Genomic DNA, 25,098 nt, shown 5'->3' on the forward strand with positions numbered 1-25,098 from the left:
TGATTCCCAAGGGAGCCAGCTCCCACTGAGGCCGGCTCGTTTCTCTCGTATTCATTTCCATGACATATCTGCACCAGTTAGGGTATCGACAGCCCCGATAATCCACCCGGTGGCTGTCATAATCAGCAGGAGAATCCATGGGCAACGCGATAAAATAGATACGGGAAAACTCTGCAGGAGAGAGGTGTAGGCCCGCGGTCTCAGCTCTTCTTATGCGTCTTGCGTGTACCGAACTTGCCGGCATCGATACAATTGAAACCGCCCTTGGTAAGCTCGATGCTCTTTACCTTCCTGATAACGTCGAGGTCCTCCCTTGTCTCGGCATATATTATGTTTATGCTATCGCACCTGGGACAGTGAAGCTCCAACTTCTCGGGGTAGATATCCACTTCGATATTATAATTACCACATTGACAATATAAATTCCCGGAGCTTGCGATCTTATGAAGGAGCTTCAAAGTCTCAAGCATGACCTCAGGGGTCTTGAAGTAGCCCTCGAAACCGAGATCGCTTATGAGGGCCTCCACATCATATTGATAACTTCTTATTGCGCTCTTGATCTTCTTGGTACGGCCAAGATATCCGAGCTCCAGGGCTGTTTCGGGGCACACCAGGGTAGTCAAGTCATCCTGGCAGAACCTGGCTCCATCAAGCGGGATTACATGAGAGGTCTCGCACACCAGGCAGGGGATATTAAAGAAGTACCTCCTGTAATCTTTGGTTGATATGACGGCCTTAGTCTCGCCGCAAGGGCAGGTGACCTTAAGAACCCTGTTGTGGGTGAAGTAGAAAAGCGAGAATACATGATAATCGAGCCTTCCACACGAAGGGCACCTCAACGCCAAAGTCCTCGTCGTCTTGATCAACATCTTGCTACCCCCAAGCCCCGCCCGACTTCACTATCACGACTTATTCGCCGCCCGCATAGAAATTCCTCTTTCCCATGCAGGAGGATAACACAAGTATTACCCTGCACTAAAAATCTATTCCTGGGAACATCCTTGTGTGCCTCTGCATTCTCTACATTCCAGGGCAGCTCCAATAAAGCTCTTGAAGAGAGGGTGCGGCCTGTTGGGTCTCGACTTGAATTCCGGGTGGAACTGGGTACCGACAAACCAAGGGTGCCCGGGCAGCTCAATTATCTCAACGAGCCGTTTATCCGGGGAGATGCCGGCTATCCTCATGCCAGCATCCACCAATTTAGCCCTGTATTCATTATTGAATTCATACCGGTGACGGTGCCTCTCATATATCACCTCACGTTCGTATGAGCGCGCCGAGATGGAATCATTGGTCAGGCGACACGGGTAAGTCCCAAGCCGCATGGTGCCCCCGAGATCCTCAACGTCCTTCTGCTCCGGCAGGAGGTCGATGACAGGGTGCGGCGTATCGGGGTCGAACTCAGAGCTGTTGGCCTCCTCGAGGCCACATACATCCCGCGCGAATTCTATGACCGCACACTGCATGCCGAGGCATAAACCAAAATACGGCACCTTTCGCTCCCGGGCGAAACGGGCAGCCTGGATCTTCCCCTCGATGCCGCGGTTGCCGAAGCCTCCCGGCACCACCATCCCATCAACCCCGCTTAACTCAACCTCAGGGTCCCTCTCCTCGAGCAACTCAGAGTTTACCCAGCGCACCTTGACTTCGGCCTCGTAGGCTATCCCAGCATGACGCAGGGCCTCTGTCACGCTGAGGTAAGCGTCGGGCAGGGCGACATACTTCCCCACGATGGCTATCTCGACCTGGCGCTTCGGGTTCTTGATCTTTGAGACAATCTCCCTCCACTCGTTCAGGTCTCTATTGCCGCAAGGGAAGCCCAGCCTCTTCGCTACGATATCGTCAAGACGCTCTTCCTCAAAGATCAACGGGACCTCATAGATGGTCTGGGCATCTATATTGGGGATTACGGCCTCCTCATCGATATCGCAAAACAAGGCTATCTTGCTCTTGACCTCCTTGGACAACGGCCGGTCGGACCTGCACACAATGACATCGGGCTGGATTCCTATGCTCCTGAGCTCCTTGACGCTGTGCTGAGTCGGCTTTGTCTTGAGCTCCCCGGCTGCAACGATATACGGCACAAGCGTTACATGAATGTACATGACCTCTTCCCTGCCGAGATCGGTCCTCAGCTGGCGTATGGCCTCCAGAAACGGCAGGCTCTCGATGTCGCCGACCGTCCCGCCGACCTCGACGATCGCCACATCCGCGTTGGACTCCTTGCCAACCCTCAGGATGCGCGTCTTTATCTCATTGGTTATATGAGGAATGACCTGAACTGTGCCGCCGAGGAAATCACCCCGCCTCTCCTTGGAGATGACCGACCAGTAGATCATGCCCGTCGTTACGTTGTTGGCCTTGCTCAGGTTCACATCCATGAAGCGCTCATAGTGTCCCAGGTCCAGGTCTGTCTCGGCGCCATCGTCGGTGACGAAAACCTCACCATGCTGGTAGGGGCTCATGGTGCCCGGGTCGACATTTATATATGGGTCGAGCTTCAGGGCTGTGACCTGCAATCCTCTGCTCTTTAATAACCTCCCGAGGGACGCCGCCGTTACGCCCTTTCCAAGGGCGGAAACAACCCCGCCCGTAACGAAGATATATTTTGCCATAGCCTGCGGTGCTATCGCCTACCCCCTTGCATCCTGAATCCAGCTCTAAAATTCAGCTCCAGAATCCACCCCTGAATATCTCACGCACCGGGGATAACCGTGGATCACTCGTAGGAGAACACATAAATCGTCCTCTCCCCCGGGATATCCTGGGCTGAAAGCTCGAGTGATACAGAATTCGTCCGCACTATATTATCCTTATCTATGAGGAACTTGTCAACAGGATCTATGGGAAAAGCCAGGGCAGGGGTCTTATAGTGCATCGGGACTATCACGGCTGGCTTCAGCGCGTCAATAACCCTCGTGGCGCCCGCGGCATCGATGGTGAAGTTGCCTCCGACCGGGACCAGCAATATGTCGACATGTCCTATCTCATCCACCTTGGCAGGGTCGAGCATGTGACCGAGATCACCTAGGTGGCATATCTTCAGACCATCCACGCCAATAACAAACACGATATTGGGCCCCCGCTTCCTGCCCCCCTGGTTATCGTGGAAGGTGGAGACCCCATGGACGGGCACGCCCTTTGCCTCGTGCCTGCCGGGCGTCTTCACGACAACAGGGTCGCCCTCGACGCACCCGACATTGTTGTGGTCGAAATGGTCATGGCTCACCGTGACTATATCGGCCCTGACGGATGGCACGGGATAGCCTACCGTTTCATCAAAGGGGTCGGTGAGGATCCTGACCTCCGGGGAAGAGCTCGTGATCATGAAACACGCGTGACCAAACCACCTAAGCCTCATCATCTACACTCCCTTCTCCTCTTCATTGAAACTCCTTTCTCCAGTGGATGATTCCTCCGGGATGCCTGGGATTTCCGGGGTATCCAGGATATCCGGAGTATAGGGTTCCTCCTCCGGGACCGTATGGATATTATATTTCTTGAGCACCTCCACGGCGCCATTACCCTGGAGGAAGCTCAGTATCCCCATAAAAAGCAGCGCAAAAGCGGGAGCGATGACGATGCATACGACTGCCACCAAGAGGTTGAAAAAAGACATGAGGATCGAGAAAAAGGGGTTATCCAGGATGAGTAGGGCCGACCGCTTTAACGCCTTCCCGGTGCCGGTATCCTGCTGGACAACCAGGGGGATCAGGTAGTTCATCATCATCAAGACGAAAAGAAGGGCATATATCCATATGCCGCCCACGGCCTTGATAACAGGGTTCTTATTTGTGAAACAGAATACGATGTCAGCGAGGAGAACCGCTATCAGGAGAAGCTCCGCAGCCATGAGGCCCAGCGCCCGGACGCCAAATCGCCTGAAGCCCACGATGAAATCCCTGATCCCGATATCCTCCCTCTTCAGGACCAGAAACACGACATATGAAGCGGCGGCGGTGGCTGGCGCAGTCCCCACCAGCGCGAGCCCCGCCACCACCCATGGCGACCTTGTGAAGAGTGAGGCTCCCATGACCACAATGACGGCCCAGGCAAACCACATAATGCTATTCATGAGCACGGTGCCGAGGTAACCATAGGAATCCTTTATTGATTTGACAAAAACGGATCCAGCCTTCCTCAATTCCTGGCCGGCTCTCCCCATCCCCTTGCCCCCTCCCGCCTTCTGAGTTATTGCACGCCTAGTGATATGCTATTGCACGCCTGGTGATGCGCCTGACGATACGCATGGCGATACACATGGTGATTGCATGCCCCTTACAGGTGGATCACATGCGCTCCGGAGCCGAAACCCCCAGGATCCCCAGCAGGTTGCGTAGGACAATCCGGGTTGCATTCGCCAGCACCAGCCTGGCGGCGGTCAGCTCCCGATCATCGCTTATCACCCTGTAGCTGTTATAAAAGGAATGGAACATGCCCGACAGGTCCAGCGCATACTTGGCCATGCGATTCGGCGCCCTGTCCCGGGCCGCCGCGATGATCTCATCCGGGAACGCCGCGAGCTTCTTTATGAGCTCCACCTCGGCATCCTCGACCAGGAGCCCGAGGTCGGCCTCTCGCGCAGGGACGCACTTCACCCCAAGCTCAGCGGCCTGTCTCATGATGCTCGAGAGCCTGGCGTGGGCATACTGGATATAGTACACCGGGTTCTCCTGCGACTGCTCCTTGGCGAGCTCCATATCGAAGTCGAGATGGCTGTCGATGTTCCTCATCACAAAGAAGTAACGCGCGGCATCCCTCCCGACTTCCTGGATCAGATCGTCCATTGTGATGAACTCGCCGGCCCGCTTCGACATCCTGACCTGCTCACCGTGGGAGTAAAGGGTCACAAGCTGGAGGAGCAGGACCTCCAGGGCGTCCGCAGGGTAGCCAAGGGCCTGCACGCCCGCTTTCGTCCGTGCGACGTAGCCGTGGTGGTCGGGGCCCCATATATCTATGACCCTGTCAAACCCCCGGTCGAGTTTGTTCTTGTGGTATGCGAGGTCGCGCAGGAGGTAGGTGTATTTCCCGTCGCTCTTGACGACAACCCTATCCTTATCATCCCCGAAGGCCGTCGACTTGAACCAGACAGCCCCGTCCGCCTCGTAGAGCAGGCCCTTCGAGCCCAGGATCTCCATGACCTGCTTGTCCGCGCCAGAATCCTCCAGGGTCTTTTCCGAAAACCATACATCGAACTCCACGCCAAAGGCGCGGAGCGATTCCCGCTGCATGCGCAGTATCTCTGATACCGCGTAGCCCTTGAAGAAGCCCCGCCGTTCCTCGCCGGACATGCCAGCGATATCCTGGCCCTTCTCCTCAAGGGCCCGGCGCGCAAGGTCGGTGATATATTCCCCCTGGTAGCACTCGGGGGAGAGCTCCACGGGCTCCCCCAGCAGCTGCCTGTATCTCAGCTCGACGGACTTGCCGAGCACGTCCACCTGGTTCCCAGCATCATTAATGTAGTATTCGCGCGACACCTGATAGCCTGCGGCCGCGAGGATGTTGGCCAGGGTATCGCCGACGGCCCCCGCCCGGGCGTTCACCACATTCATCGGCCCGGTCGGGTTTGCGCTCACGAATTCGATCTGGATCTTCGCGCCCCCGCCAAAATCGCTGGTCCCGTAGGCCTCGCCGGCCTCCTCAATCATAGCCAGCGTTTCCTCGAGCCACGCCCGCCTCAAAAAGAAGTTTATGAAACCGGGGCCGGCGACCTCAACCCTCTCCACGTAGCCGCGAGGGGCGCCGCTAACGCTGATGCGCCTGGCCAGAATCGCGGCGATGTCGCGCGGGGACCTGCGCGCGCTCCTGGCCAGCATAAGCGCGACGGTGGTTGCAAAATCACCGTGCGACCTGTCCCGGGAGGTCTCTATTGGAATGGCCGGTATATCAAATGGCGGAAGCTCGCCTTCCGCCTGCGCCTCGCGAATCGAGTTCCTTATCATCTCCTCGAGCTCAATCCGGATTTTCTCTGAGATGTTATACGACACTGTTTCCCCTCCAATTTCCCACCAGACACTCTTTCCCAATTCCCCCTCCGGCGATTTCCCCACCGGATATCCTCGGATATCAAATATCTCTAAACCTAAATACCAGTTATCCAAATACCAATATACCAATGCGGGACCGCTACTGCACCATCGTCGCCGCCTCCATGTCCTTCTCATCCTTAAAGGGTCCGACGGCCGCCATCCTCAAATCATCAGGGCGAAGGATGTCGGCAGCGACGCGCTTGATATCTTCTAAAGTTACAGCCTCGATCTTGGCCAGGACTTCATCCACCGGGATCACGCGGCCGATAAGAAGCTGCGAATCGCCCATGCGCAGCGATAGATTCAGCGTATCCTCGAGCCTCAGGGCGAGGCTTCCCTTGAAGAAGTTCTTCGCGAACCGGAGCTCCTCCTCGGAGAGGCCGTGGTCCCGGATCTTCCAAAGCTCATCAAGGACAACCCTGGTCGCCTCGGGCCCCTTGGCTGGGTCCACGCCTGCGTAGACTTTAAAGAGACCCGTGTCAACGTAGGTCTCGAAGTCCGACCCGACGGCGTAGGCAAGGCCCCGCCTGACGCGAACCTCCTGGAACAACCGGGAGCTCATCCCCCACCCGAGAGCCGCGTTGAGAACCTCCAGGACGTACCGGTCAGGGTGGGTCCGCCCGTAGGCTCGAAGCCCAACTGCGAAATTGGCCTGCTTGATATCGCGCTTTTCGACCAGGATTTTCGAGCCGCCCGGGGTGTTCGAGCCGTTCTCCCCCTGCCCGGGCTCCGTCCGCTTGCGGCCGGGCTCGCCCTTCCCTCCCGACCCTTCCGAGAAGTAGTTGGATACCGCATTGATCACATCTTCAGTCTTGAAATTCCCCGCGATGCTCACGACGATGTTTTTAGGGACGTAAAGGCCGTGGACATACTCCAGGATATCCTCCCGGGAGAGGGACCGGATCACGTCCTCGGTCCCGGCGATGCTCCGGCCGAGGGGATCCCCCGGCCACATAAGCTCATCCAGCAGGATGTGGACCCAGGCGTCGGCCTTGTCATGGACCATTCTAATCTCCTCAATTACGACGGTCCTCTCCTTCTCTATCGCCTCGGGCAGGAAAAGGGAATTGAGAACAATGTCGCACAGAACATCGAGCCCAACCCCGAAATGCTCGCTAGGGACCTTCACAAGGTAGCATGTGGCCTCTTTATTAGTGAAGCCGTTAATGGTGCCCCCCACACCCTCTATCGCAACGGACAGCTTCTGGTTATCCTCCCGCTTCCGGGTGCCCTTGAACAACATGTGCTCTACGAAATGGGATACCCCGTTGATGCTCTTATCCTCGTATCTCGAACCCGCTCCGATCCAAATGCTGATGGATACCGATTTCATGTGAGGCATCTCCTCGGTGACGACGGCGAGGCCGTTGCCGAGGACCTCAGCGTGAGCCATGCATATCACCCCTGAGTATCTTTTCCCGAGCCTGAGAATATCTATACCCGGGCCAATAACCCGGGCTGATACCCGGACTGGCAACCGGCCTACGCCCGGGCTACACCCGGACCGACCCCCTGCCGAGGCTCTCGAGCACGCGGCGTATCTCCGGCAGGCTCGCCCTCGCAGCATCCCTGCCGCGCTCTATACATTCGGGGATTCGGTCGAAATCCAGGAGCCCCACATCGTAGATTTTCGGTTTTATTATCACGTCAGCCGAGCCCGCAAGCTTGACATCTGTGAGCTCACGCCCCATTATGTCACTGGCCTGCATCACTATCTCGAGCACGTTGTCCACGGGCTCCCGCCTCTTGCCCGCATATCCCAGGTCCACGGCTATGACGGCATCCGCGCCCATGCTCTTCAGGATGCCGGCCGGGACGTAGTCCTTGACCCCCCCATCTACAAGGGAGCGCCCCTTCACCTCAAAAGGGGTGAAGATGCCTGGAATGCCGCTGCTGGCGCGCGCTGCAACCGAAACTGGCTGGTCAGTGATGAATACCGTATCGCTAAATGCTGTGTCGCTCTGCACGCCCCGGTGGGGGATCCAATGCGGCGCTGTAAAGATTATAGTCTCGCCGGAGTTGATGTCCGTCGCGATTATAGCGCAGGGTATGTAGAGGTCCTCGAAGCCCTTGCCGCCCGAGGCCTTTCCTATCAGCGCCTCGAGCTCCTTCCCGTCTATGATGCCGGCTGGCACGCCCTTCAGCTTTGGGCACTCCAGGTGCAGCCAGTCGCAGACGATCTTGAGGAGCATCTTCCCTAAAACCTTCAGGCTTATCTTTATCGTGAAAAGCTCCTCCGGGTGGATACCCCGCACCAGCCTCTCGAGCTCGCCAGGGTCGAGCCCCGAGGCGTAGAGGCCGGCCACTATGCTCCCCGCGCTCGTGCCGGAGATCATGTCGGGATGAATACCCTCTTCTATGAGGACCTGGAGCACGCCGATATGAGCGGCCCCCCTCAGGCCGCCTGCACCAAGCGCCAGGCCGATAGTAGGCTTCCTCCGTATAAAGGCCAGCTTCCCGCTCATCCCTGCCCACCTCCGATTTCCATGCCCTCGCTATGCATATATTACCATAAAATCATCCCTGCTACATCCCCGCTCCCCGCTACATCCCCGCTACATCGTGCCAGGCCACTCATGGTGTTCCATCTTTACATTAATATACTATACCGTATTTAAAAAAAATGATAGTTCCCGCTTGCGCTCTGAGATTCCTCCCAATCCAACAGGGGGAACTAGAAGCTACATCCATACCGGTCAGGCCCCGCGTTCCCTGACTATCTCCTTGACCTTCATGAGCCTGGTGAGATTCCCGCGCTCCATCTCGTCGAGCTTCATGGTGATATAGCGGGCCGTCTCCTCAAGCTGTGGGATCAGGACGTATTCCAGGGCGTTGACGCGCCTCCGCGTCTTCTCGATCTCGGCCGAGAGCAGCTCCACGGACTTCTCCACCTCGGCGAGCTCGACCATCCTGGGCAGGACCCCGGCCAGCGAGCCTATGGCGAAATCAAGCTCACTTGCGGTAGCCGCCAGGCCGTACGGATATATCTCGCTCTCCTGCGCCTCGCCCCTTTCCGCCCATGAGAACTTCGGAACCTTCACGCTCAGGACGTTTACGCTGGTGGCATCAAACTCCAGCGTCCGCTTGGGATACATGATGGCCTCCTCGATAACCTCGGGGGGCATCACGGCGCGGGCCATGAGAAAACTCTTGAAGGCCTTCCCGAGCTTACCCTCTACCTCCTCCCGTAGCTCCTTGTTGCGTCTGACGAGGGCGAGGAACTTCTTCATAAGCTCATCGCGCTTATCCTTGAGAAGCTTATGGCCCCGCACCGCCATCGCAAGACGCCTGCGCGTGCGCAGGAGATGCATCCGGGTTGGGCTTACCCTTACCTCCATCTACCTCACCCCTCCCCACAGCCAAGACCTAGGACGCCGCGGCAGCCCCAGGCAGGTACTTCTCGAGGTACTCATCGCGCACGCGCTTGAGCTCCCTCCTGGGCAACATGGCGAGGAGTCCCCACCCGATATTCAACGTCTCCTCGATGGTGCGGTTCTCATCCCTGCCCTGGGTGACATAACGCGCCTCAAATGCATCGGCAAACTTCGCAAACTGCCTGTCGATGCCGGACAACGCCGCCTCGCCGAGGATCACAGCCAATTCCTTTGCCTCCTTGCCCCGGGCGTACGCGGCGTAAAGCTGGTTCATGGTATCCGAATGATCCTCGCGCGTCTTGCCCTTGCCGATGCCCTTATCCTTCAGCCGCGAGAGCGAGGGCAGCACGTCGATGGGCGGGTAGATGCCCTTGCGGTGCAGGTCACGCGACAGAAATATCTGGCCCTCCGTTATATACCCCGTCAGGTCGACTATGGGGTGTGTCTTATCATCCTCGGGCATTGTCAGGATCGGTATCTGGGTTATCGAGCCCTTCCTGCCCTTTATGCGGCCAGCCCGCTCGTAGATAGTCGCCAGGTCCGTATAGAGATAGCCAGGATAGCCCCGCCGGCCCGGCACCTCCTTGCGCGCAGCGGAGACCTCGCGCAAGGCCTCGCAGTAGTTCGTCATGTCGGTGAGGATGACCAGCACGTGCATATCCTGTTCATACGCCAGGTACTCGGCGGCCGTCAGGGCCATCCTGGGCGTCGCGATCCGCTCGATGGCAGGGTCGTTAGCGAGGTTTACGAAGAGCACCGCGCGCTCTATGGCACCGGTCCTGCGGAAGTCCGAGATGAAGTAGTCGGCCTCTTCGAAGGTAATCCCCATGGCGCCAAAGACCACTGCAAACTTCTCCTCCGTGGCCAGGACCCTGGCCTGCCTCGCGATCTGGGCGGCGAGCTCGGCATGGGGCAGGCCCGACGCTGAGAATATGGGAAGCTTCTGGCCCCTCACGAGGGTATTCAGGCCATCTATGGCGGATATCCCCGTCTGGATAAACTCCGACGGGTAGTCCCTGGCATAGGGGTTTATCGGGTTCCCGTTGATATCCAGCTTCTTCTCTGGTATGATCCGCGGCCCCTTATCCCGGGGACGGCCGAGGCCGTCGAAGACGCGGCCGAGGATATCCATGGATACGGCAAGCTCGATGCCATGGCCGAGAAATCTCACCCTCGCTGATGAGATGTTGAGGCCCGTCGAGCCCTCAAACAACTGGATAAGGGCATTTGTCCCCGATGCCTCGAGCACACGCCCCCGGCGGACCTCCCCGCCCGGGAGCTCGATCTCCACAAGCTCGCCGTATTTCACGTCCTCCACCTGCTCGACGAGCATCAGGGGGCCGGCAACCTCGCGAATCGTCAAATATTCCTTAAGCAACCTCCTCGCCTCCCGTCTCCGTCGCACCAAGCGCACTGACCTGCTCCTTTATATCCCTCTCGATATTATCAAACCTCTGCATCTCCGTCTCGGGGATATACTTCATCCTTGCGATGGACTCCCTCACGGGCAGCTCGAGGATGGCGTCCAGTGCCGCGCCACCCTCCAGGACGGCCCGGGCTGCATGGTGAAAATGAAGAATCGCCTTGAGCATCCTGTACTGCTTCGCAAGGGATGTATACGTATCAACCTCGTGATAGGCGTTCTGGTGGAGGAAATCCTCTCGCAGGGACTTCGCCGTCTCCAGCGTCAGGCGGTCCTGCGTCGAGAGGGCGTCCACGCCAACCAGCCTCACGATCTCCTCCAGCTCGGACTCCTCCTGCAGGATCTTCATGGCCTCCCCCCGCAGCTCCCCCCAGTCGCCCGCTATGTCGCGCTTTATATACTCCTCGAGCCTATCGAGGTAGAGGGAATAGCTCCTCAGCCAGTTGATGGCGGGGAAATGCCTCCTCGCCGCCAGCGCGTCATCGAGCCCCCAGAAGACCTTGACGATCCTCAACGTGGCCTGCGTCACGGGCTCCGAAAGGTCGCCGCCCGGCGGCGAAACCGCCCCTACAACTGTGAGCCTGCCCTCCCGGCCGTCCTTCCCCAGGCAGACCACGCGGCCAGCCCTCTCGTAGAATTCAGCGACCCGGGACCCCAGGTAAGCTGGATACCCTTCCTCGCCGGGCATCTCCTCGAGCCGCCCCGATATCTCTCTCAGGGCCTCGGCCCAGCGCGAGGTGGAATCCGCCATCAGGGCAACGCTGTAACCCATGTCCCGGAAGTACTCTGCAATCGTGATGCCCGTATAAACCGACGCTTCGCGCGCCGCAACCGGCATATCCGAGGTGTTTGCAATCAACACGGTCCGCCTCATGAGCGGCTCGCCGGTGCGAGGGTCCGTCAACTCCGGAAAATCCATGAGCACCTCGGTCATCTCATTGCCGCGCTCGCCGCACCCGATGTAGACTATGATATCAGCATCAGCCCAGCGCGCGAGCTGGTGCTGGATGATGGTCTTCCCGCTCCCGAACGGCCCGGGCACGCACGCCGTGCCGCCCTTGGCCACGGGGAAGAGGGTGTCTATGATGCGCTGGCCCGTGATGAGCGGCTCAACGGGCGGCAGCTTCTCCCTGTAAGGCCTGCCCCTGCGAACAGGCCACCGGCTCATCATCGAGATCTCGCGGACCCCGCCCGCAGTGCTGATCCTGGCTATCGTCTCCGTCACAGTTGCCTCGCAGGGCTCAATCTCCTCGACCAGTCCCTCGACGCCGTAGGGCACCATTATGCGGTGCTCCACCACAGGGGTCTCACTGACCACCCCCAGGACATCGCCGGGACCGACGTGATCGCCAACCCTGGCCCTGGGCTCAAACCGCCACTTCCTCGCGCGGTCCAGGCCCGGCGCCTCAACGCCGCGCTCGATGCGGTCGCCTGCGGTCGCGCGGATCACATCGAGCGGCCTCTGAATTCCGTCGTAGATCGCCTCGATGAGGCCCGGTCCCAGCTCAACGCTGAGGGGCTCACCCGTTGTGTATACCGGGTCCCCAGGGCCAAGCCCGGCCGTCTCCTCGTAGACCTGTATCGACGCCTTGTCCCCGCGAATCTCGATTATCTCCCCGACGAGCCTCTTCTCGCCCACCCGGACTACATCATACATCTTGGCATCATGCATCCCCTCGGCGACTACGAGGGGGCCTGAAACCTTGATGATCCTTCCTCCATTCATAGCTGCTTACCTGCCTCTTTTTGAAATAGGATGTCGGCTCCGACCGCCCTCTCCACGGCCGCCTTCATCTTACGCATAGCTATGCCCAGGCTCCCTGCGTTATTTGGAATGAGAAGGATAGCGGGAAGCGGCTCCTGGCTGAACCGCTCCAGCTCCTCTTCCATGCCTGCCGCAAGCGCCTCGGTCAGGAAAATACAGGCAAATCCCTCCTTTACTATATCGCGGAGGGTTTTCTTCGCGCTCTCGGCATCGGCAACAGGAAAGACCGAGACGCCCAGGGCTCGAAAGCCCAGCACCGAGTCCCTATCCCCTATGACACCGATCTTATACATAGACATCACGTAACCTTTCCCTGATGGTCTCCCTGGGAAGGCCGTTGGCCTTGCCGACCAGGATGATCCTGAGCATCCGGATCTCATTCTCCTTGGCCAGGAGATAGCCGATCAAGGGCTCAGGGCCAAATGCGACATATTTTGCCCTTTTTAGATAATTGAGGAGGTAGACGTCACGGGCTTTTTCAAAATATGAAAGGCTTCCGTCCACAGCGAGGCGCTTGAGTCCATCCTCAATTATGGACGCGTAATCGCTGCCGGCAAACTCATCCGCTACAGCCTCCATGGGCCGGTCATATGCGTCCAGGAATTTGCTCAACTCGAGCCTGCCGCCCGGCAGGAAGGCCTCCGCAAAGGAGGTTCTATCCTTGCCCATCTGCTTCGACCGGATGAGGGCCGCGATATTAATGAGATCGGCCTGCCTCGCCAGGTAATCCACAAGGAAGTCGATCCCCTGCCCTGCCGCCTCGGCGCACATGAAAGAATATGCCTCCCTGTCCAGCACATTATCTATCGTAACAGGATCACGAGTCTCTTCATATGCGGCTAAGGCGCGCTGGAGGGCCGCCCGGTGCGGCTCGGGAAGGTCGCGGACTTCACCCTCATTCACGGCCCGCGCCAGCGCCTCCAGCCTGACCGAGCCAATATCGAACAGCCCGCGCTCCAGCGCCTGATCCGGTCCCGATCCTGGCGCCCCCGGCATCTGGCCTTCACCCAGCCCACCTGGCACGCCCGGCCCGCCTCTTCCCGAACTCTCCCTCCCAGAGCTCTCGCCCAACAGGTGCGCCTTCAGCAATACCTTCAAATTATGGAAGTCGTACCTCACCAGGAAAATCCGGATAAGCCCGGGATCCGGCGCCATCTCCGCGAGCACAGCATAAATCCTCTTGAGCTCATTTGAGAGCATGGCCTCATAGTCGGAGGCCGAGACGGAATACTCCGTTTCCTGCAGCACCTTGAGCGCCTCATCAACATCAGGCGCGTCCAGCATTCTATCAAGCCTACCCCAGTCAAGGAGCCTTGTCTCGAGGACGCGCGTCCTCGCAACGGCATAGGCATACTTTGACTCAAACTCCACCATTGATTATCCACCCTTCTCGCCTGCGTGCCTGCGAGCTCTGCGGGCTGGTGCCTGCGGGGGAATGCCTGCACAATGCCTGGGCAATACCTGCACAATGCCTTAGGGAATGCCTGCGGGCACCGCGCCGCCGCGACTATGCAACTATGTGTATGCGGTGTATGCGGCTGGTTATAACCGGTTACGGCTACGGCTCCTGGCCGAAGAGTATATCCGCAACCCTGGCCAGGAGCTCCTCGCGCTCGCCCGCCACCACGGCCTCCATGGAGCTGTTGATCTCCATCGCCTGGGTCTTGAGGATAAACCCGCCAGCCAGCCCCCTCGTCTCGGTGGACATGACCAGCCGGCCCGACCCGCGAGCCGCCCGGAGCCCCTCGCTCACCTCATCGAGAAACGCCTGCCCGAGCCTCTCGCGGTCGCGAGCGGACAAGATCACCTCGATCTCTCTCGCGCCTGCGGGGGCGGCATCAAGGATCATGCCCTTCAACATGGCACGATAGCTTCCCTCATCGAGGTCCAGCAGCGCCTGGAGCCCCTCGCGGAATACCTCCTCGATGAGCTCCTCCTTCGCGCTGAGGATCGCCTTGCGCGCCTCGAGCTCCGCGAGGGTGATCATCCGCTGCTTTCGCCCCGCCGCCTCCTCGCGGGCGCGGCCCAACATCTCATCCCTGCGCCTCTCAGCCAGGACCCTGGCCTCCTGGAGTATGGCCTCAGCTTTCTTCTGCGCCGCAGCCCGGGCCTCCCCCGCGGCCGCCCGGGCCTCCTCGAGGATCCTACCTTTCAGCCTCGAAAGCCCTTCGCGTCCCGCAACCACAGTGCTTTCGCTTTCTACCCTCTCCATCATCGATTATGCCACTCCCTTGATGGGGATCCCGAAGATCAGGAGCAGGGTCGCCAGGAATGCGAGAACCGCGTATGTCTCGACCATCGCAGCAAATGTAACGGCCTTCCCAAGCTCCTCAGGCCTCTTGGCCGCTACCCCGACGCCCGCGGCCGCAACCTTACCCTGGTGTATTGCGGAGAACCACCCGACAATGGCTACGGGGATGGCCGCCATGACAACGAGTGCCCCTTCATGTGTAGTGAGCATCAATGGATTGCCGAAACTGAAAACATTCAGCTTGCCCATGAGAAGTAGCCCAGATAGAAGACCATAGATCCCCTGAGTGCCCGGAATGACCTGCAACAGCAATATCTGACCGAACTTATCAGGGTCTTCCGTTACTACGCCAGAACCAGCGGTCCCAACGAGGCCAACCCCTATGGCCGAGCCCACTCCCGGTAGTGCTACCGCGATTGCGATGCCGAAGAATCCTAGGATCGTCCCAAGTGTAATGTCCATACGTTATGCCTCCCTCTCTCCCACTAGATCTATATCATCTATATCTATATATTTTGTCCTGACTCTAAACGGGGAGAATCTCCTCCCGCCGCCCTCAAAGAATTTATTGAAAAACTCTACATACTGCAACCTGCTCGAATGGACAAATGACCCGACGACGTTGATGAGAAGATTGAAGGTGTGACCTACGACCAGGAGGATTACCATGCCGATCCACCCGAGGATCGGGATTCCCGTCAACCGGAGGGCCAGATCATCGATGACGTTGGCTATGACGCTCGATGCAAGACCCAGGGCCAAGAGACGTGAATATGAAAGGACATCGCTCAAATAGCCAGTGATCCCGTAAAGGCTCAAAACCCCAGAGGCCAGCCTCTTTATAATGCCCTTATTGGCCCGTCCCTGCGTCGCAATGAGCCCGACGGCCCCGACCGCCGAAAGCCACGTGGCGAGGGTCGATATGCCGGCCACCTTGACCTGCCCACTCACCATGATCAAAGCTAGGCCCAAGATGAGCAGGAACCAAAACCCCTGGTCGAACACGGCATCTACGATGCGTCCCCTCCTCACGTTCATCCCGAACTTTATCCCAAGGCCCACGAGTATCTGTATGAGGCCGAGCGCAAACGAAACCCCCAGCATGAGGATGGGATTATCAAGAGGATTGAACCATAAAGGCTTGACCTTGACCAGGTTTCCAAGCCAGCTGCCCGTGACCGCCCCCATCACCGCAGACGAGACCCCGCTGATCGCAAGGAGTATGAAAAGCTTCTTACCGAGGCCGGCCATCCTGATCTTCTTGAGCAGTATGACGCAAAGCAGGGTCAAGAGGATGCCGTATCCCACATCCCCGAGGCACATGCCGAAAAATACGAAGAAGAACGGCGCAAGCCACGGTGTAGGATCGATGCCCTCTGGATGAGGCATGCTGTAGATCTCGGTCACGGCCTCAAACGGCGTCACAAGCGATGTATTCTTGAGCGTAACCGGGACGGCCTCCCCATCCGCCGGGGGTTCATCCTTGATAACGATGGAGTCGAACCTCTTCATTAGCAAGTCGCGAAGCGCGGGAATATTATCGCTCGCCACCCACCCCTGGATGGCAAAGGCTCGCCTTGTCGCGACCGACTGTCTCGACGCCGCGAGCCTGTCCCTCTCGAGGGAGAGCGAATCATACAGGGCATAAATTCGAGTCCTGTAGCTCAGCAGCTTACGCGCCTCACCCAGGATGCCCTCCCTCTCCCCTGAGATGGCGTCCAGGCGTTGCCTGGCAGCCCCGGCACACTCGCGCGGCGTGCCCGTCAGGGCCGGAAACTGGTGCCTTGTATATTCGTGCTTCTTGAGCACGTCGAAAAGGGCCTGCTCGTCCTCGCGAGCATAGATAACCACGAAGTAGACATCTCGCCCGTCGTCCGATCGCCTGGCCTCGATGTAGAGACCATCACATGCAGATCGCGCCTCGCTGGCCAGGTTATCGTAAGCCTTTGCGGCTACGCTCCCCAGAACTATGCCCGCGTGCCGCGTGCCCCCGAGCTCCTCCAGAGGGAGATCGAGCCATACCCACCCCGCAAGCTGCCTCAAGAGGTTTTGAATCTGGTTCTCCTCGTTACGCAGGGCGGACAATCGGCTATCGTAATCCCGGCACTGGCTGTGGACCGGCCGGAACCAGCCCTCATCCCGCGTCATGTTGCCGAACTCATCAAGATCGACAGGTATCTTTGAACCAGCGAATTGCTGGATGAGGCCCTTCTTTACCCTCTCGAGTTTATCGAGGAAATCGATGCAGAACTTCAGCTCGGCGATCCGCTGCTCAACAGCACCGGTCTCGACGCCGGTGCTAGCTTCCACGTCTCCCGGGCCCGCGCCTCCCGGGCCCGGCCCGGACTCGGTCTCCTCCTCGATGGCCTCGAGCTCCATGACGCCCGCTCTCTGCAGCTCTCCGGTAATCGCTGCGCGATCGGCGAGATGCCCGATTATGGTAACCTTCCGCATCTCAGCTATGGCCATAAGCCTTCACGACCTTCTCCACCACCAGATTTACAGCCTGGGCCTTGCGATCTCTCGCCGCCCGGATGATCGACTCGCAAAGCTCCTCGTTTCTCTTGCGAATAGATAGGGCCTCAGCCTGCCCCTCGCTCTCCGCCGCCGCGATCAAGCTATCCGCCTCGCTGCGGGCTGCCTCGGTCGCCGCCGCGACAATCTCCCGGGCCTTTTCACGGGCCTCGGCCACGATCCTGCGCGCCTCATCACGAGCCGACTTGATCGCCCGCTCCGCCTCGAGCTCAGTCTCTCTTATCTCCTTCAAGGCCTCGATCGCCATGCCGCTTCACCCCCTGGAGCAACGTTACCAGCATTAGCTCACCGGCACTAGTTCGACAGCTCATCCATGTTTTCCTGCAAATCTTCTTCAGAATTCGTGAAATCTGTTACGATTCCCTCCAGGCCCTCATCCCTGCTGACGGTAACCGCTGGCCAGATTCCGTCCCGCAGGTATACAACTGATCCCAAAAGACCCAAAATCATTTTAAAATAATCAGCCACAACAGCGCAACCCCAGGCCGGTTGCGATAATGGCCTCCCGCACAAGCTTCGCCGCCAAAAGTGACGTTATCTCGCCGCAGTCGTATGCTGGAAGGACCTCCACCAGATCAAATCCGACAATATGAAGACCCGCAAGCGCCCACACGGACTCAAAGAGCTCTCGGGGGCTTATGCCGCAGGGTTCCGGCGCACCCGTCCCAGGCGCAAAGGCGGGGTCGACAATATCGATGTCTATGGTCACATACACTGGCCTGTTTTTCAAGTGCGAGAGCCTGCCCACCAGGGCCCCGGGCAGCTCCCCCGGAATCAAGCTGCCCATCTCCCGGCCGAGAGCGAATTCCTCCCTTGTGCCTGACCGGATGCCGAATTGAAACAGGGAGCTTCGTTGTGGGGCACGCGGTGCACGCACACCCGCTCCCGGCCTTGATGGACCCATGCCAAGCACACCAGCCACCCGCCTCATGACCGTGGCATGCGATAGCCCCTCGCCGATGTATTCGCCTCTCAGGTCAGCGTGGGCATCAAAATGCAACACCACCACATCGGGATAGACGGCCTTTACCGCTTGGACCACCGGGAGCGTCACAAGGTGTTCGCCGCCCAGGGTGATGGGGATTTTCCCATCGGAAATGATGCAACCCACAGCCTCACGGATCACCTCGAGGCTGCGGGCCACGTTCCCGAAAGGAAGGGCAGGGTCCCCTGCATCGAAGAAGGGGATTTCAGCAAGCTCCTTCTCCAGCCTCGGGCTGTATTCCTCGAGGCCCCTGGAGACGGATCTTATCCTTTCCGGTCCAAACCTCGACCCCGGCCGGAAGCTCGACGTGTAGTCCATGGGCGCGCCTAAGATGACGAGCTGTGCAGCCTCATAGGAGTCGACCGCGCCGATGAATCTATCCGTGTGCTCGAACGAGAAGTCCTTAAACACCCGGATCACCTCGTATCTCCGGAGAACCATGTTATGGTCATGCCATGCTTCTCATGCCTGCCATGCTTGTCCCGCTTGCGGTCTAGGCTTGTCCCCTCCAGGATTCACACGCGCCCCTCACGAGCGCAGAAGCTCACCCACAAAAGCCGGTAGCATAAAGGCAGCCCTGTGTACGTCAGGAGTGTAGTACCTGGTCTCAAGGCGCGCGGACCTTCCCCCGCCCGGGTCGCGAGGCTCTGCTGGATCATACACCCTGGACCCCGCCGTAAAACTCCAAAGCCCGCTCGGGTAGGTTGGCACCGGGGCGAGGTAGAGCTTAGCGATGGGGAACGCCCTGGAGATGTCCGCGTAGACCTGTCGTATCAGGCTCTGGTTCAAAAAGGGCGACTCCGTCTGTGCGACGAAGATGCCGTCCTCCTCGAGGGCATCGGCCACAGCACTGTAAAAGTCGTATGAGAAGAGCCCGACGGCGGGCCCGACCGGGTCTGACGAATCAACGATGATCACATCGTAGGCCCGCCTCGCCTCCTTCACGTACTTGATGCCATCCTCTATGCGAATATTTACCCTTGGGTCACCAAGCCCGCTGCTTGTCTCGGGCAGCAGGTCCCTCGAAACCTCCATCACGCGCCGGTCTATTTCCACAAGCGTAACCTCGCGCACGCCCGGGTGCTTCAAAACCTCCCGCACCGTGCCGCCATCACCGCCGCCGATCACAAGCACCTTCTCAGGGGCAGGGTGAGCCAGCATCGGGACGTGAGCGATCATTTCGTGGTAGACGAATTCATCCCTGACCGTTGTCTGGACGGCCCCGTCCAACACCAGCATCCGGCCGTATTCAACGGTATCGACAACGGCCAGATCTTGAAACTCCGTTTTCTCCCTGTGCAAGGTCCTGGTTATCCTGCATGAAAGCCTGAGATCTTTCGTCTGATTCTCCGTGAACCACAGCTCCATCAGATCACTCAAAACCCCCTTAATTACAACCCCAGCAATACAACCCCATTAATACCAGAGGGCAGCCCCAGCAAAGGCGCAACCGATCTTCTCAACCCTGTGCTCGACGCCCTTGACCATTATCTTGCTCAAAGGTATGTTCCGGACCTCAAACGCCTCGCGAATCATCTGGCTTATGCGCTCCTCAGCTTCCTCTTTCGAGCACTTACCCTCGTATTCCATTATAACCCCGAAGCTGCCATCGTAAATGCCCACACCGATCGCGGCCGCAATCAGTTCACCCTCAACTTCACTTATAATCGAGCCATACGCCGTGGGTGTGAGGGACCCCGGCGCTATATCGAGCTTCTCAACATACTCGGCACCCGGCGGCAAGATACTGCTCACCTTTAAAAGGTTGAGGTTCCCTATCCCCGCGGCGAGGAGCGCCTTATCAAAGGCAGTCAATGGGGTCTTGCCCTCTGCGCTACCGCAGACCAGTGTGAACTTTTTAGGCGTCGGCAACATCCTACTTAGACCCTCCCAATCAGTTTGTAAAGATAGAGTCTTAGGGGCCTCTATCCCTTCACTCCATTATGATATGAAGAAAACCTAAATTGGCGCATATCCACTTAATTCTACCCTGCCTACCCTGTCATCAATGAATCCCCTTCTGGTGGTTTACCCCACCATTACCCTTTCCTCGGGGAATTTAACCCCGTTTATACAAAGCCTCTGGGCTATGGCTGTAGCTATCGTAAGAGGACCGACCCGGCCCGCGAACATGGTAAGAATTATAGCGATCCTTCCAGCCATCGTGAGGCCCGGCGTGATCCCGGTGGAAAGCCCAACCGTGCCGAAGGCCGATGTAGCCTCGAATAAAACCCTAACAAATGCCGTTTTCTCAGTAATGGAAAGGAGCATGGTAACCACTACAACGAGCGTTAGCGAAATCATGGCGACGGCCAGCGCCCGGTAGACCGCTCTGTGTGGGATCCTGCGGCCGAAGGCCTCGGGGTCTTCCCGGCCCCGCACGACGCTCCAGACCGCGATCACGAGGACTCCGAAGGTAGCAGTCTTGATTCCACCCCCCGTGGATCCCGGTGAAGCACCGATAAACATCAATATGATCGTGAAGAAAAGCGTCGCGCTGCGCATATCGCCGATGGGCAAGGTATTAAACCCCGCCGTTCTCGGCGTTACGGCTTGAAAATAGGAACTCAATACCTTGCTGCCAAGAGGAAGCCCTCCCATTGTGCGCGGGTTGTCCCATTCGAGCAAGAGAATCGTAGCCGTGCCGATCAGGATCAGCATCGCCGTCACCGCCAGCACTATCCTGCTGTTAAGCGAGAGGTGTTTTGTTGTGAAGTACTGCCGGACATCGGTAATAACGGCGAAACCTATGCCCCCTATTATTATAAGGCTGGTCATGACCAGGTTGACCAGGACATCATCCCTGTAGCCAGTGAGGCTCCTGAAGCCCCCGAAGAGGTCGAACCCGGCGTTGCAAAAGCCCGACACCGCGTGGAAAGCCCCATAATAGAGGCCCTTCACGAATCCCATTTGCGGGATGAATCGAAACGCTAGAAGCAGAGCGCCGGTCCCTTCAACGATGGCCGTCACAGCGATGACCTGCTTGATCAGCCTTATCATTCCTTCGAGCGTAAACTGGTTCATGGCCTCCTGGATCAAAATCCGGCCCCTCAGGCCTATCCGGCGCCCTAGGATGAGGGCGATCAATGTCGAAACTACCATTATGCCGAGCCCGCCGGCCTGGATCAGGAGGATTATCACCAGCTGCCCGAAAAGGGAAAACTGATCATGTGTATCAACAACAACCAGGCCGGTGACACAAACAGCCGAAGTTGCGGTGAAAAGGGCATTGATAAAGCGTAACGGCTGGCCGTCCCGGGATGCGATAGGGAGGCTCAGCAAAATGGCGCCCAAAAGAATTAAGCCCGCAAAGCCTATAACCAGGACCTGTGATGGAGTTAAACGCTGAAGCCTCGGTAGCTTCTGATACAGGTGAAAGATAACGTCCAATATGCCAGCCATGTTCCCACCCCTGTCCCGACTCGCACTGGAGGAAATGACCCGTGACATTAGCAAAGACCTTGCCGGAGATTCGCGCGCCCTCACGCGCTCGCCCCGACGAAGGTCTTTTGCGTCCCAATTCCGTGCAGTCCTGTTTTATTATAGCACCCGTTCCCCCTATGTCAATACCTGCAATCCCCCTATTTCCCCCCATTCCCTGATTATTCTTCTCCTCTACCCTTCAATCATCTATTTCGCTATGGCCCCGGGGACTGGGGCATCTATCTCTACCTCTTATGCCTCTTCGACCATGCCAAGCCGGAGCTCTTCCGCGACCCTCGCTATGAAAAAGGAATTGGTCGGCGGCTTACCATCCCGTAAACTGATAGCATAGCCGAAGATCCTGTTTATATACTCCAGATTGCCCTGCTTCCAGGTCTTCTGAATCGTATACCTTATGGCGGCCTCGACTATCAAGGGGGTGGTCCCGTACTTCTCGGCTATCCTGGGGTACAAGACCTTGGTCACGGACCCCAGCAGCCCGATCTCCTTCGTCACCATTATGATGGCATCCTTTAGATAAACATATCCCTTGAAGTAGGTCGGCGCCCCCATTTTATAAAGGATCCTGGATACATCCCCTTCCAGCCTATCCTCGGCATCACGCCTCGGTGGCTTGGCCTTCCGCAGTGGTGTCGCTTCTTGATCCCCCCTGGCAAGCTGCCTTATCCGCTGTATAAGGCTGTCACTATCAAACGGCTTGAGTACATAGTAGTCAGCCCCCAGTTTGACGCTCTTCTTGATCAGCTGCTCCTCCTCGAACGCCGTCAGCACAATGATCCTGGGCCTCTTCGTGAGATCCATATCACCAAGTCGTTGCAGGACCCCCATACCGTCGAGGTTGGGCATTATGATATCCAGAAGCACGACGTCGGGCGAGGCCTCTTTGATCTTCTCCAAGGCTTGTAACCCATCATAGGCTGCGCCCGCCCATTCCATATCCTCCTCATTTTTTATAAGCACCTCGAGGATCTCGCACAGGTCCCTATTATTCTCGACCGCAAGAACCCTGATCTTACTGTCATCCCGCACACCCTGCACCCCCCCGAAAAGGTGAAGATTACGTCCCCCTTACCACGGTTCGGCCATAGATGCTCATAGACACTTATAGACGTGTAAAAGGAAAAATATGGGACAAGAAGATGAGACAGATCTACCTCTAAATCACCTAATCTATATTTATCTATTTATCTATCGCTATGCCCCTTGCGAGGTTCCATTGGGGTACTATAGCTAATTCTCTATAATTTAGAAATTTCCTCCGTCCCATCTTCGATTTTTCCCTAAAGGGAGATGCAGGGTTCGACAAGATCCCGCCAGAAGATTCCGCCAGAATCCTCGAGCACAGTGGCTTGCAACTACTTTCCCAATTTCGCTATTCTCTAGGTGGCACAGGCTGACGCGGTGGGAACCAAGGCCTGTTGGTCCCGAATCTTGTATCCAGGACTGCTCCGAGGCCGATTACCGCCACCGCGATGGCGACGATAAACCCCGCCCCCGGGATCCACCCGAGCACGGCGATGATGAGGGCTCCAACGACCACCTTGACGAGCATCGTCATGGTTGTATTTGCGAGCCCCGCGATCCTATCTCCGACTAAAATCGCAATAGCGGCGTGTCCCAGCACCCCCGCTGCTATATATAGCGCCACCCAGACGGGGATAAGCGGGATTCCGATTAGTGTAATTGCCAAGAATATGATAGCGGGCACAAAGAGGAGCCACCCTACCAGACCGGTGAGCGCCACGTGTCCCAGCTTCGTCTCGATCGCCCTAGCCACAGATGTTGTATGATTAGGCCAGACTGCAACGACGACGAGGGATAGAACCAAGGCACCCAAGAGCCGCGCGATCCACAAGGCCCCAAAAAATCCCCAAGACATGCCCCAGGGCATGTTCCAGGGTCCCATATTCCAGGGCATCCAGTGGGCCCCGGGCCACATCATACCGCGGAAGCCGAACCTGAATGGGAACCCCCCGCTTCTGACATCCCCTTCAACAATGGAACCCTCAGCCCTGTAAACTGTCCCGCCAACGCTTGTGACATCACCGCCTACCCTGGCATTCTCCCCTAGCGAGACCTGGGACCCTATAGATACTACGTCTCCATCGACAACCCCATTCACCTCCACCGGTCCACCGATCGATACGGCGTTTCCGGTTACATGCCCGTCTATTGTGACCTTCCCGCCGAAGGACACTGCGTCGCCCTCCACCGTCTCGTCCGCAGCAACGTAGATGGGCCCTCCGAACACCACTGAACTGCCGTTTCTCCTGGTTTCTGCAAACGCGGCCGACGAAGGCCCACCCGGGAGGATCGATATCACGGCCAGAGCCAGCATGGCCGCGATGATCGCGAGCCCTAGGCGCGCAGAGCCCCTCTTCATCTTCCTCATATCCCCCATATTTCTCATGTCCTCCATTTTCATATTCATATTCATAATACGCCCCTCACCTTCTCAGGTTTTTCAGTCTTCTCAAGCTCTTTCCAGCGTCTTTCCAAGTTAACCGGCCTACCCGGCCGGATTTGCCTGCTTATCCAACCGGGCTCGCCTGATCCCCTCCCGGTTGGGACAGGAGGCGAACCAGCACGGACCCTATCGTAAAATTGACACCAGGAGTATGAACCCTCAACGTGCTTCCCTTTTGTGCCGCAGGCCGCGCAATCGAACGAGCCGTAGCGATGTAATGAAGTGCAACGATGTAACGATATAAACGACAGTTGTAAAACGGCCTTGAAAGAGCACGAGTGAGAAGGCATGAGGAGGGGGATAATGATAAAAAATGGTGCGCCTAGCAGGACTCGAACCTGCGCACCCGGCTCCGGAGGCCGGCGCTCTAATCCTCTGAGCTATAGGCGCACTCGAAACTGGCTTTAACTGGCCTCTGCATAAATCTGGCATAGACTCGAGGTCGATTTTACCCTTTTTTACCCCTTTTTAGCCCTTTAAGGTACCACGGCCTCGTATCTCCCCGCTGGAAATTGGTTTTCGTAAATAGAGTATACTACGGTCCAAACGCAAAAGTCAAGAAGGCTTATATCCGAAAAATATCTCCAGTTTATGTCTGTAAAAATATACCTCTTCTGGAAAAGAGGCAGGGAAAAAGGGACGTCGGCCCCCTTTTTTCTGTAAAATTTTCCCCTCCTCTTTCTTAGAGTTTCATTTTTCCTGAATAGGATAAAAATGAGACCAAAATAGGGAGGGGAACAAAACGACTGCACTAACTTGTTTAAAAGAACTGGATGAAGCATTTGGAGCCCGGGATTACGGCGCACTGAAAAGCACGATTCTTGA

General features: G+C 57.6%; 23 protein-coding genes and 1 tRNA gene. All 24 read right to left on the reverse strand.

The genetic code is table 11. The features are described 5' to 3' along the window. Positions 1-200: 200 nt before the first annotated feature. Positions 201-869, reverse strand: a complete 669-nt coding sequence (locus HPY71_13015) for a hypothetical protein (GenBank protein NPV54415.1) — start codon at positions 867-869, stop codon at positions 201-203. 114 nt (positions 870-983) lie between these two features. Further along, entirely contained in the window at positions 984-2,615 is a 1,632-nt protein-coding gene (locus tag HPY71_13020; GenBank protein NPV54416.1) for a CTP synthase, read from the reverse strand. Positions 2,616-2,719: 104 nt separating this feature from the next. Continuing rightward, the gene (locus HPY71_13025) at positions 2,720-3,361 is read right to left on the reverse strand and encodes an MBL fold metallo-hydrolase (GenBank protein ID NPV54417.1); all 642 of its coding nucleotides are present in this window, start codon (positions 3,359-3,361) and stop codon (positions 2,720-2,722) included. Between the two features lie 3 nt (positions 3,362-3,364). Further along, positions 3,365-4,165, reverse strand: coding sequence for a DUF624 domain-containing protein (locus HPY71_13030; GenBank protein NPV54418.1), 801 nt, complete (start codon positions 4,163-4,165; stop codon positions 3,365-3,367). 124 nt (positions 4,166-4,289) lie between these two features. Next, positions 4,290-5,942, reverse strand: coding sequence for an arginine--tRNA ligase (locus tag HPY71_13035; protein ID NPV54419.1), 1,653 nt, complete (start codon positions 5,940-5,942; stop codon positions 4,290-4,292). Positions 5,943-6,126: 184 nt separating this feature from the next. Next, positions 6,127-7,422, reverse strand: coding sequence for an insulinase family protein (locus HPY71_13040; protein NPV54420.1), 1,296 nt, complete (start codon positions 7,420-7,422; stop codon positions 6,127-6,129). Positions 7,423-7,522: 100 nt separating this feature from the next. Next, positions 7,523-8,494 carry a patatin-like phospholipase family protein gene (locus HPY71_13045; GenBank protein ID NPV54421.1) on the reverse strand — a complete coding sequence of 324 codons (972 nt, stop codon included), beginning with the start codon at positions 8,492-8,494 and terminating at the stop codon, positions 7,523-7,525. A 231-nt stretch (positions 8,495-8,725) separates the two neighbouring features. After that, entirely contained in the window at positions 8,726-9,367 is a 642-nt protein-coding gene (locus tag HPY71_13050; GenBank protein ID NPV54422.1) for a V-type ATP synthase subunit D, read from the reverse strand. 28 nt (positions 9,368-9,395) lie between these two features. Then, positions 9,396-10,781: a V-type ATP synthase subunit B gene (locus HPY71_13055; protein NPV54423.1), complete on the reverse strand. Its 1,386-nt coding sequence runs from the start codon at positions 10,779-10,781 to the stop codon at positions 9,396-9,398. Continuing rightward, on the reverse strand, positions 10,774-12,552 hold the full coding sequence (locus tag HPY71_13060) for a V-type ATP synthase subunit A (protein NPV54424.1): 1,779 nt from the start codon (positions 12,550-12,552) through the stop codon (positions 10,774-10,776). The genes HPY71_13055 and HPY71_13060 overlap by 8 nt, the downstream gene beginning before the upstream one ends. Next, the gene (locus HPY71_13065; protein NPV54425.1) at positions 12,549-12,890 is read right to left on the reverse strand and encodes a V-type ATP synthase subunit F; all 342 of its coding nucleotides are present in this window, start codon (positions 12,888-12,890) and stop codon (positions 12,549-12,551) included. The genes HPY71_13060 and HPY71_13065 overlap by 4 nt, the downstream gene beginning before the upstream one ends. Further along, positions 12,877-13,965, reverse strand: coding sequence for a hypothetical protein (locus tag HPY71_13070; protein NPV54426.1), 1,089 nt, complete (start codon positions 13,963-13,965; stop codon positions 12,877-12,879). Before HPY71_13070 ends, HPY71_13065 begins: the two co-directional genes overlap by 14 nt. 184 nt (positions 13,966-14,149) lie before the next feature. Further along, on the reverse strand, positions 14,150-14,806 hold the full coding sequence (locus HPY71_13075) for a hypothetical protein (protein NPV54427.1): 657 nt from the start codon (positions 14,804-14,806) through the stop codon (positions 14,150-14,152). Positions 14,807-14,809: 3 nt separating this feature from the next. Further along, the gene (locus HPY71_13080) at positions 14,810-15,304 is read right to left on the reverse strand and encodes a V-type ATP synthase subunit K (GenBank protein ID NPV54428.1); all 495 of its coding nucleotides are present in this window, start codon (positions 15,302-15,304) and stop codon (positions 14,810-14,812) included. 3 nt (positions 15,305-15,307) lie between these two features. Beyond that, positions 15,308-17,311: a V-type ATP synthase subunit I gene (locus tag HPY71_13085; GenBank protein ID NPV54429.1), complete on the reverse strand. Its 2,004-nt coding sequence runs from the start codon at positions 17,309-17,311 to the stop codon at positions 15,308-15,310. Beyond that, positions 17,298-17,624, reverse strand: a complete 327-nt coding sequence (locus HPY71_13090) for a hypothetical protein (GenBank protein ID NPV54430.1) — start codon at positions 17,622-17,624, stop codon at positions 17,298-17,300. The genes HPY71_13085 and HPY71_13090 overlap by 14 nt, the downstream gene beginning before the upstream one ends. 47 nt (positions 17,625-17,671) lie before the next feature. Then, positions 17,672-17,812, reverse strand: a complete 141-nt coding sequence (locus tag HPY71_13095) for a hypothetical protein (protein ID NPV54431.1) — start codon at positions 17,810-17,812, stop codon at positions 17,672-17,674. A gap of 25 nt (positions 17,813-17,837) precedes the next feature. Further along, entirely contained in the window at positions 17,838-18,803 is a 966-nt protein-coding gene (speB, locus tag HPY71_13100; protein NPV54432.1) for an agmatinase, read from the reverse strand. 87 nt (positions 18,804-18,890) lie between these two features. Next, the gene (gene speE, locus HPY71_13105) at positions 18,891-19,730 is read right to left on the reverse strand and encodes a polyamine aminopropyltransferase (protein ID NPV54433.1); all 840 of its coding nucleotides are present in this window, start codon (positions 19,728-19,730) and stop codon (positions 18,891-18,893) included. A gap of 48 nt (positions 19,731-19,778) precedes the next feature. After that, positions 19,779-20,237: an arginine decarboxylase, pyruvoyl-dependent gene (locus tag HPY71_13110; GenBank protein ID NPV54434.1), complete on the reverse strand. Its 459-nt coding sequence runs from the start codon at positions 20,235-20,237 to the stop codon at positions 19,779-19,781. A gap of 153 nt (positions 20,238-20,390) precedes the next feature. Further along, entirely contained in the window at positions 20,391-21,764 is a 1,374-nt protein-coding gene (locus HPY71_13115) for a Trk family potassium uptake protein (GenBank protein ID NPV54435.1), read from the reverse strand. 273 nt (positions 21,765-22,037) lie between these two features. Beyond that, positions 22,038-22,835 carry a sporulation transcription factor Spo0A gene (spo0A, locus tag HPY71_13120; protein ID NPV54436.1) on the reverse strand — a complete coding sequence of 266 codons (798 nt, stop codon included), beginning with the start codon at positions 22,833-22,835 and terminating at the stop codon, positions 22,038-22,040. Between the two features lie 343 nt (positions 22,836-23,178). Further along, complete coding sequence (locus HPY71_13125) at positions 23,179-24,207, reverse strand: hypothetical protein (GenBank protein NPV54437.1); 1,029 nt, start codon at positions 24,205-24,207, stop codon at positions 23,179-23,181. 380 nt (positions 24,208-24,587) lie between these two features. Beyond that, positions 24,588-24,663 (reverse strand) — tRNA-Arg (locus HPY71_13130). Positions 24,664-25,098 lie beyond the last annotated feature (435 nt).

Source organism: Bacillota bacterium, assembly GCA_013178125.1.
Taxonomy (GTDB): Bacteria; Bacillota; SHA-98; order Ch115; family JABLXJ01; genus JABLXL01.

Excerpts from the sequence above, each read along its gene's own strand:
- HPY71_13080 (NPV54428.1), bottom strand. The coding sequence starts at position 15,304 with ATGGACATTACACTTGGGACGATCCTAGGATTCTTCGGCATCGCAATC.
- HPY71_13040 (NPV54420.1), bottom strand. The coding sequence starts at position 7,422 with ATGGCTCACGCTGAGGTCCTCGGCAACGGCCTCGCCGTCGTCACCGAG.
- HPY71_13125 (NPV54437.1), bottom strand. The coding sequence starts at position 24,207 with ATGGGGGATATGAGGAAGATGAAGAGGGGCTCTGCGCGCCTAGGGCTC.
- HPY71_13110 (NPV54434.1), bottom strand. The coding sequence starts at position 20,237 with ATGTTGCCGACGCCTAAAAAGTTCACACTGGTCTGCGGTAGCGCAGAG.
- HPY71_13030 (NPV54418.1), bottom strand. The coding sequence starts at position 4,165 with ATGGGGAGAGCCGGCCAGGAATTGAGGAAGGCTGGATCCGTTTTTGTC.
- HPY71_13070 (NPV54426.1), bottom strand. The coding sequence starts at position 13,965 with ATGGTGGAGTTTGAGTCAAAGTATGCCTATGCCGTTGCGAGGACGCGC.
- HPY71_13050 (NPV54422.1), bottom strand. The coding sequence starts at position 9,367 with ATGGAGGTAAGGGTAAGCCCAACCCGGATGCATCTCCTGCGCACGCGC.
- HPY71_13045 (NPV54421.1), bottom strand. The coding sequence starts at position 8,494 with ATGAGCGGGAAGCTGGCCTTTATACGGAGGAAGCCTACTATCGGCCTG.
- HPY71_13085 (NPV54429.1), bottom strand. The coding sequence starts at position 17,311 with ATGGCCATAGCTGAGATGCGGAAGGTTACCATAATCGGGCATCTCGCC.
- HPY71_13075 (NPV54427.1), bottom strand. The coding sequence starts at position 14,806 with ATGATGGAGAGGGTAGAAAGCGAAAGCACTGTGGTTGCGGGACGCGAA.
- HPY71_13065 (NPV54425.1), bottom strand. The coding sequence starts at position 12,890 with ATGTCTATGTATAAGATCGGTGTCATAGGGGATAGGGACTCGGTGCTG.
- HPY71_13020 (NPV54416.1), bottom strand. The coding sequence starts at position 2,615 with ATGGCAAAATATATCTTCGTTACGGGCGGGGTTGTTTCCGCCCTTGGA.
- HPY71_13025 (NPV54417.1), bottom strand. The coding sequence starts at position 3,361 with ATGAGGCTTAGGTGGTTTGGTCACGCGTGTTTCATGATCACGAGCTCT.
- HPY71_13115 (NPV54435.1), bottom strand. The coding sequence starts at position 21,764 with ATGGCTGGCATATTGGACGTTATCTTTCACCTGTATCAGAAGCTACCG.
- HPY71_13090 (NPV54430.1), bottom strand. The coding sequence starts at position 17,624 with ATGGCGATCGAGGCCTTGAAGGAGATAAGAGAGACTGAGCTCGAGGCG.
- HPY71_13015 (NPV54415.1), bottom strand. The coding sequence starts at position 869 with ATGTTGATCAAGACGACGAGGACTTTGGCGTTGAGGTGCCCTTCGTGT.
- speB (NPV54432.1), bottom strand. The coding sequence starts at position 18,803 with ATGGTTCTCCGGAGATACGAGGTGATCCGGGTGTTTAAGGACTTCTCG.
- HPY71_13035 (NPV54419.1), bottom strand. The coding sequence starts at position 5,942 with ATGATAAGGAACTCGATTCGCGAGGCGCAGGCGGAAGGCGAGCTTCCG.
- speE (NPV54433.1), bottom strand. The coding sequence starts at position 19,730 with ATGGAGCTGTGGTTCACGGAGAATCAGACGAAAGATCTCAGGCTTTCA.
- HPY71_13060 (NPV54424.1), bottom strand. The coding sequence starts at position 12,552 with ATGAATGGAGGAAGGATCATCAAGGTTTCAGGCCCCCTCGTAGTCGCC.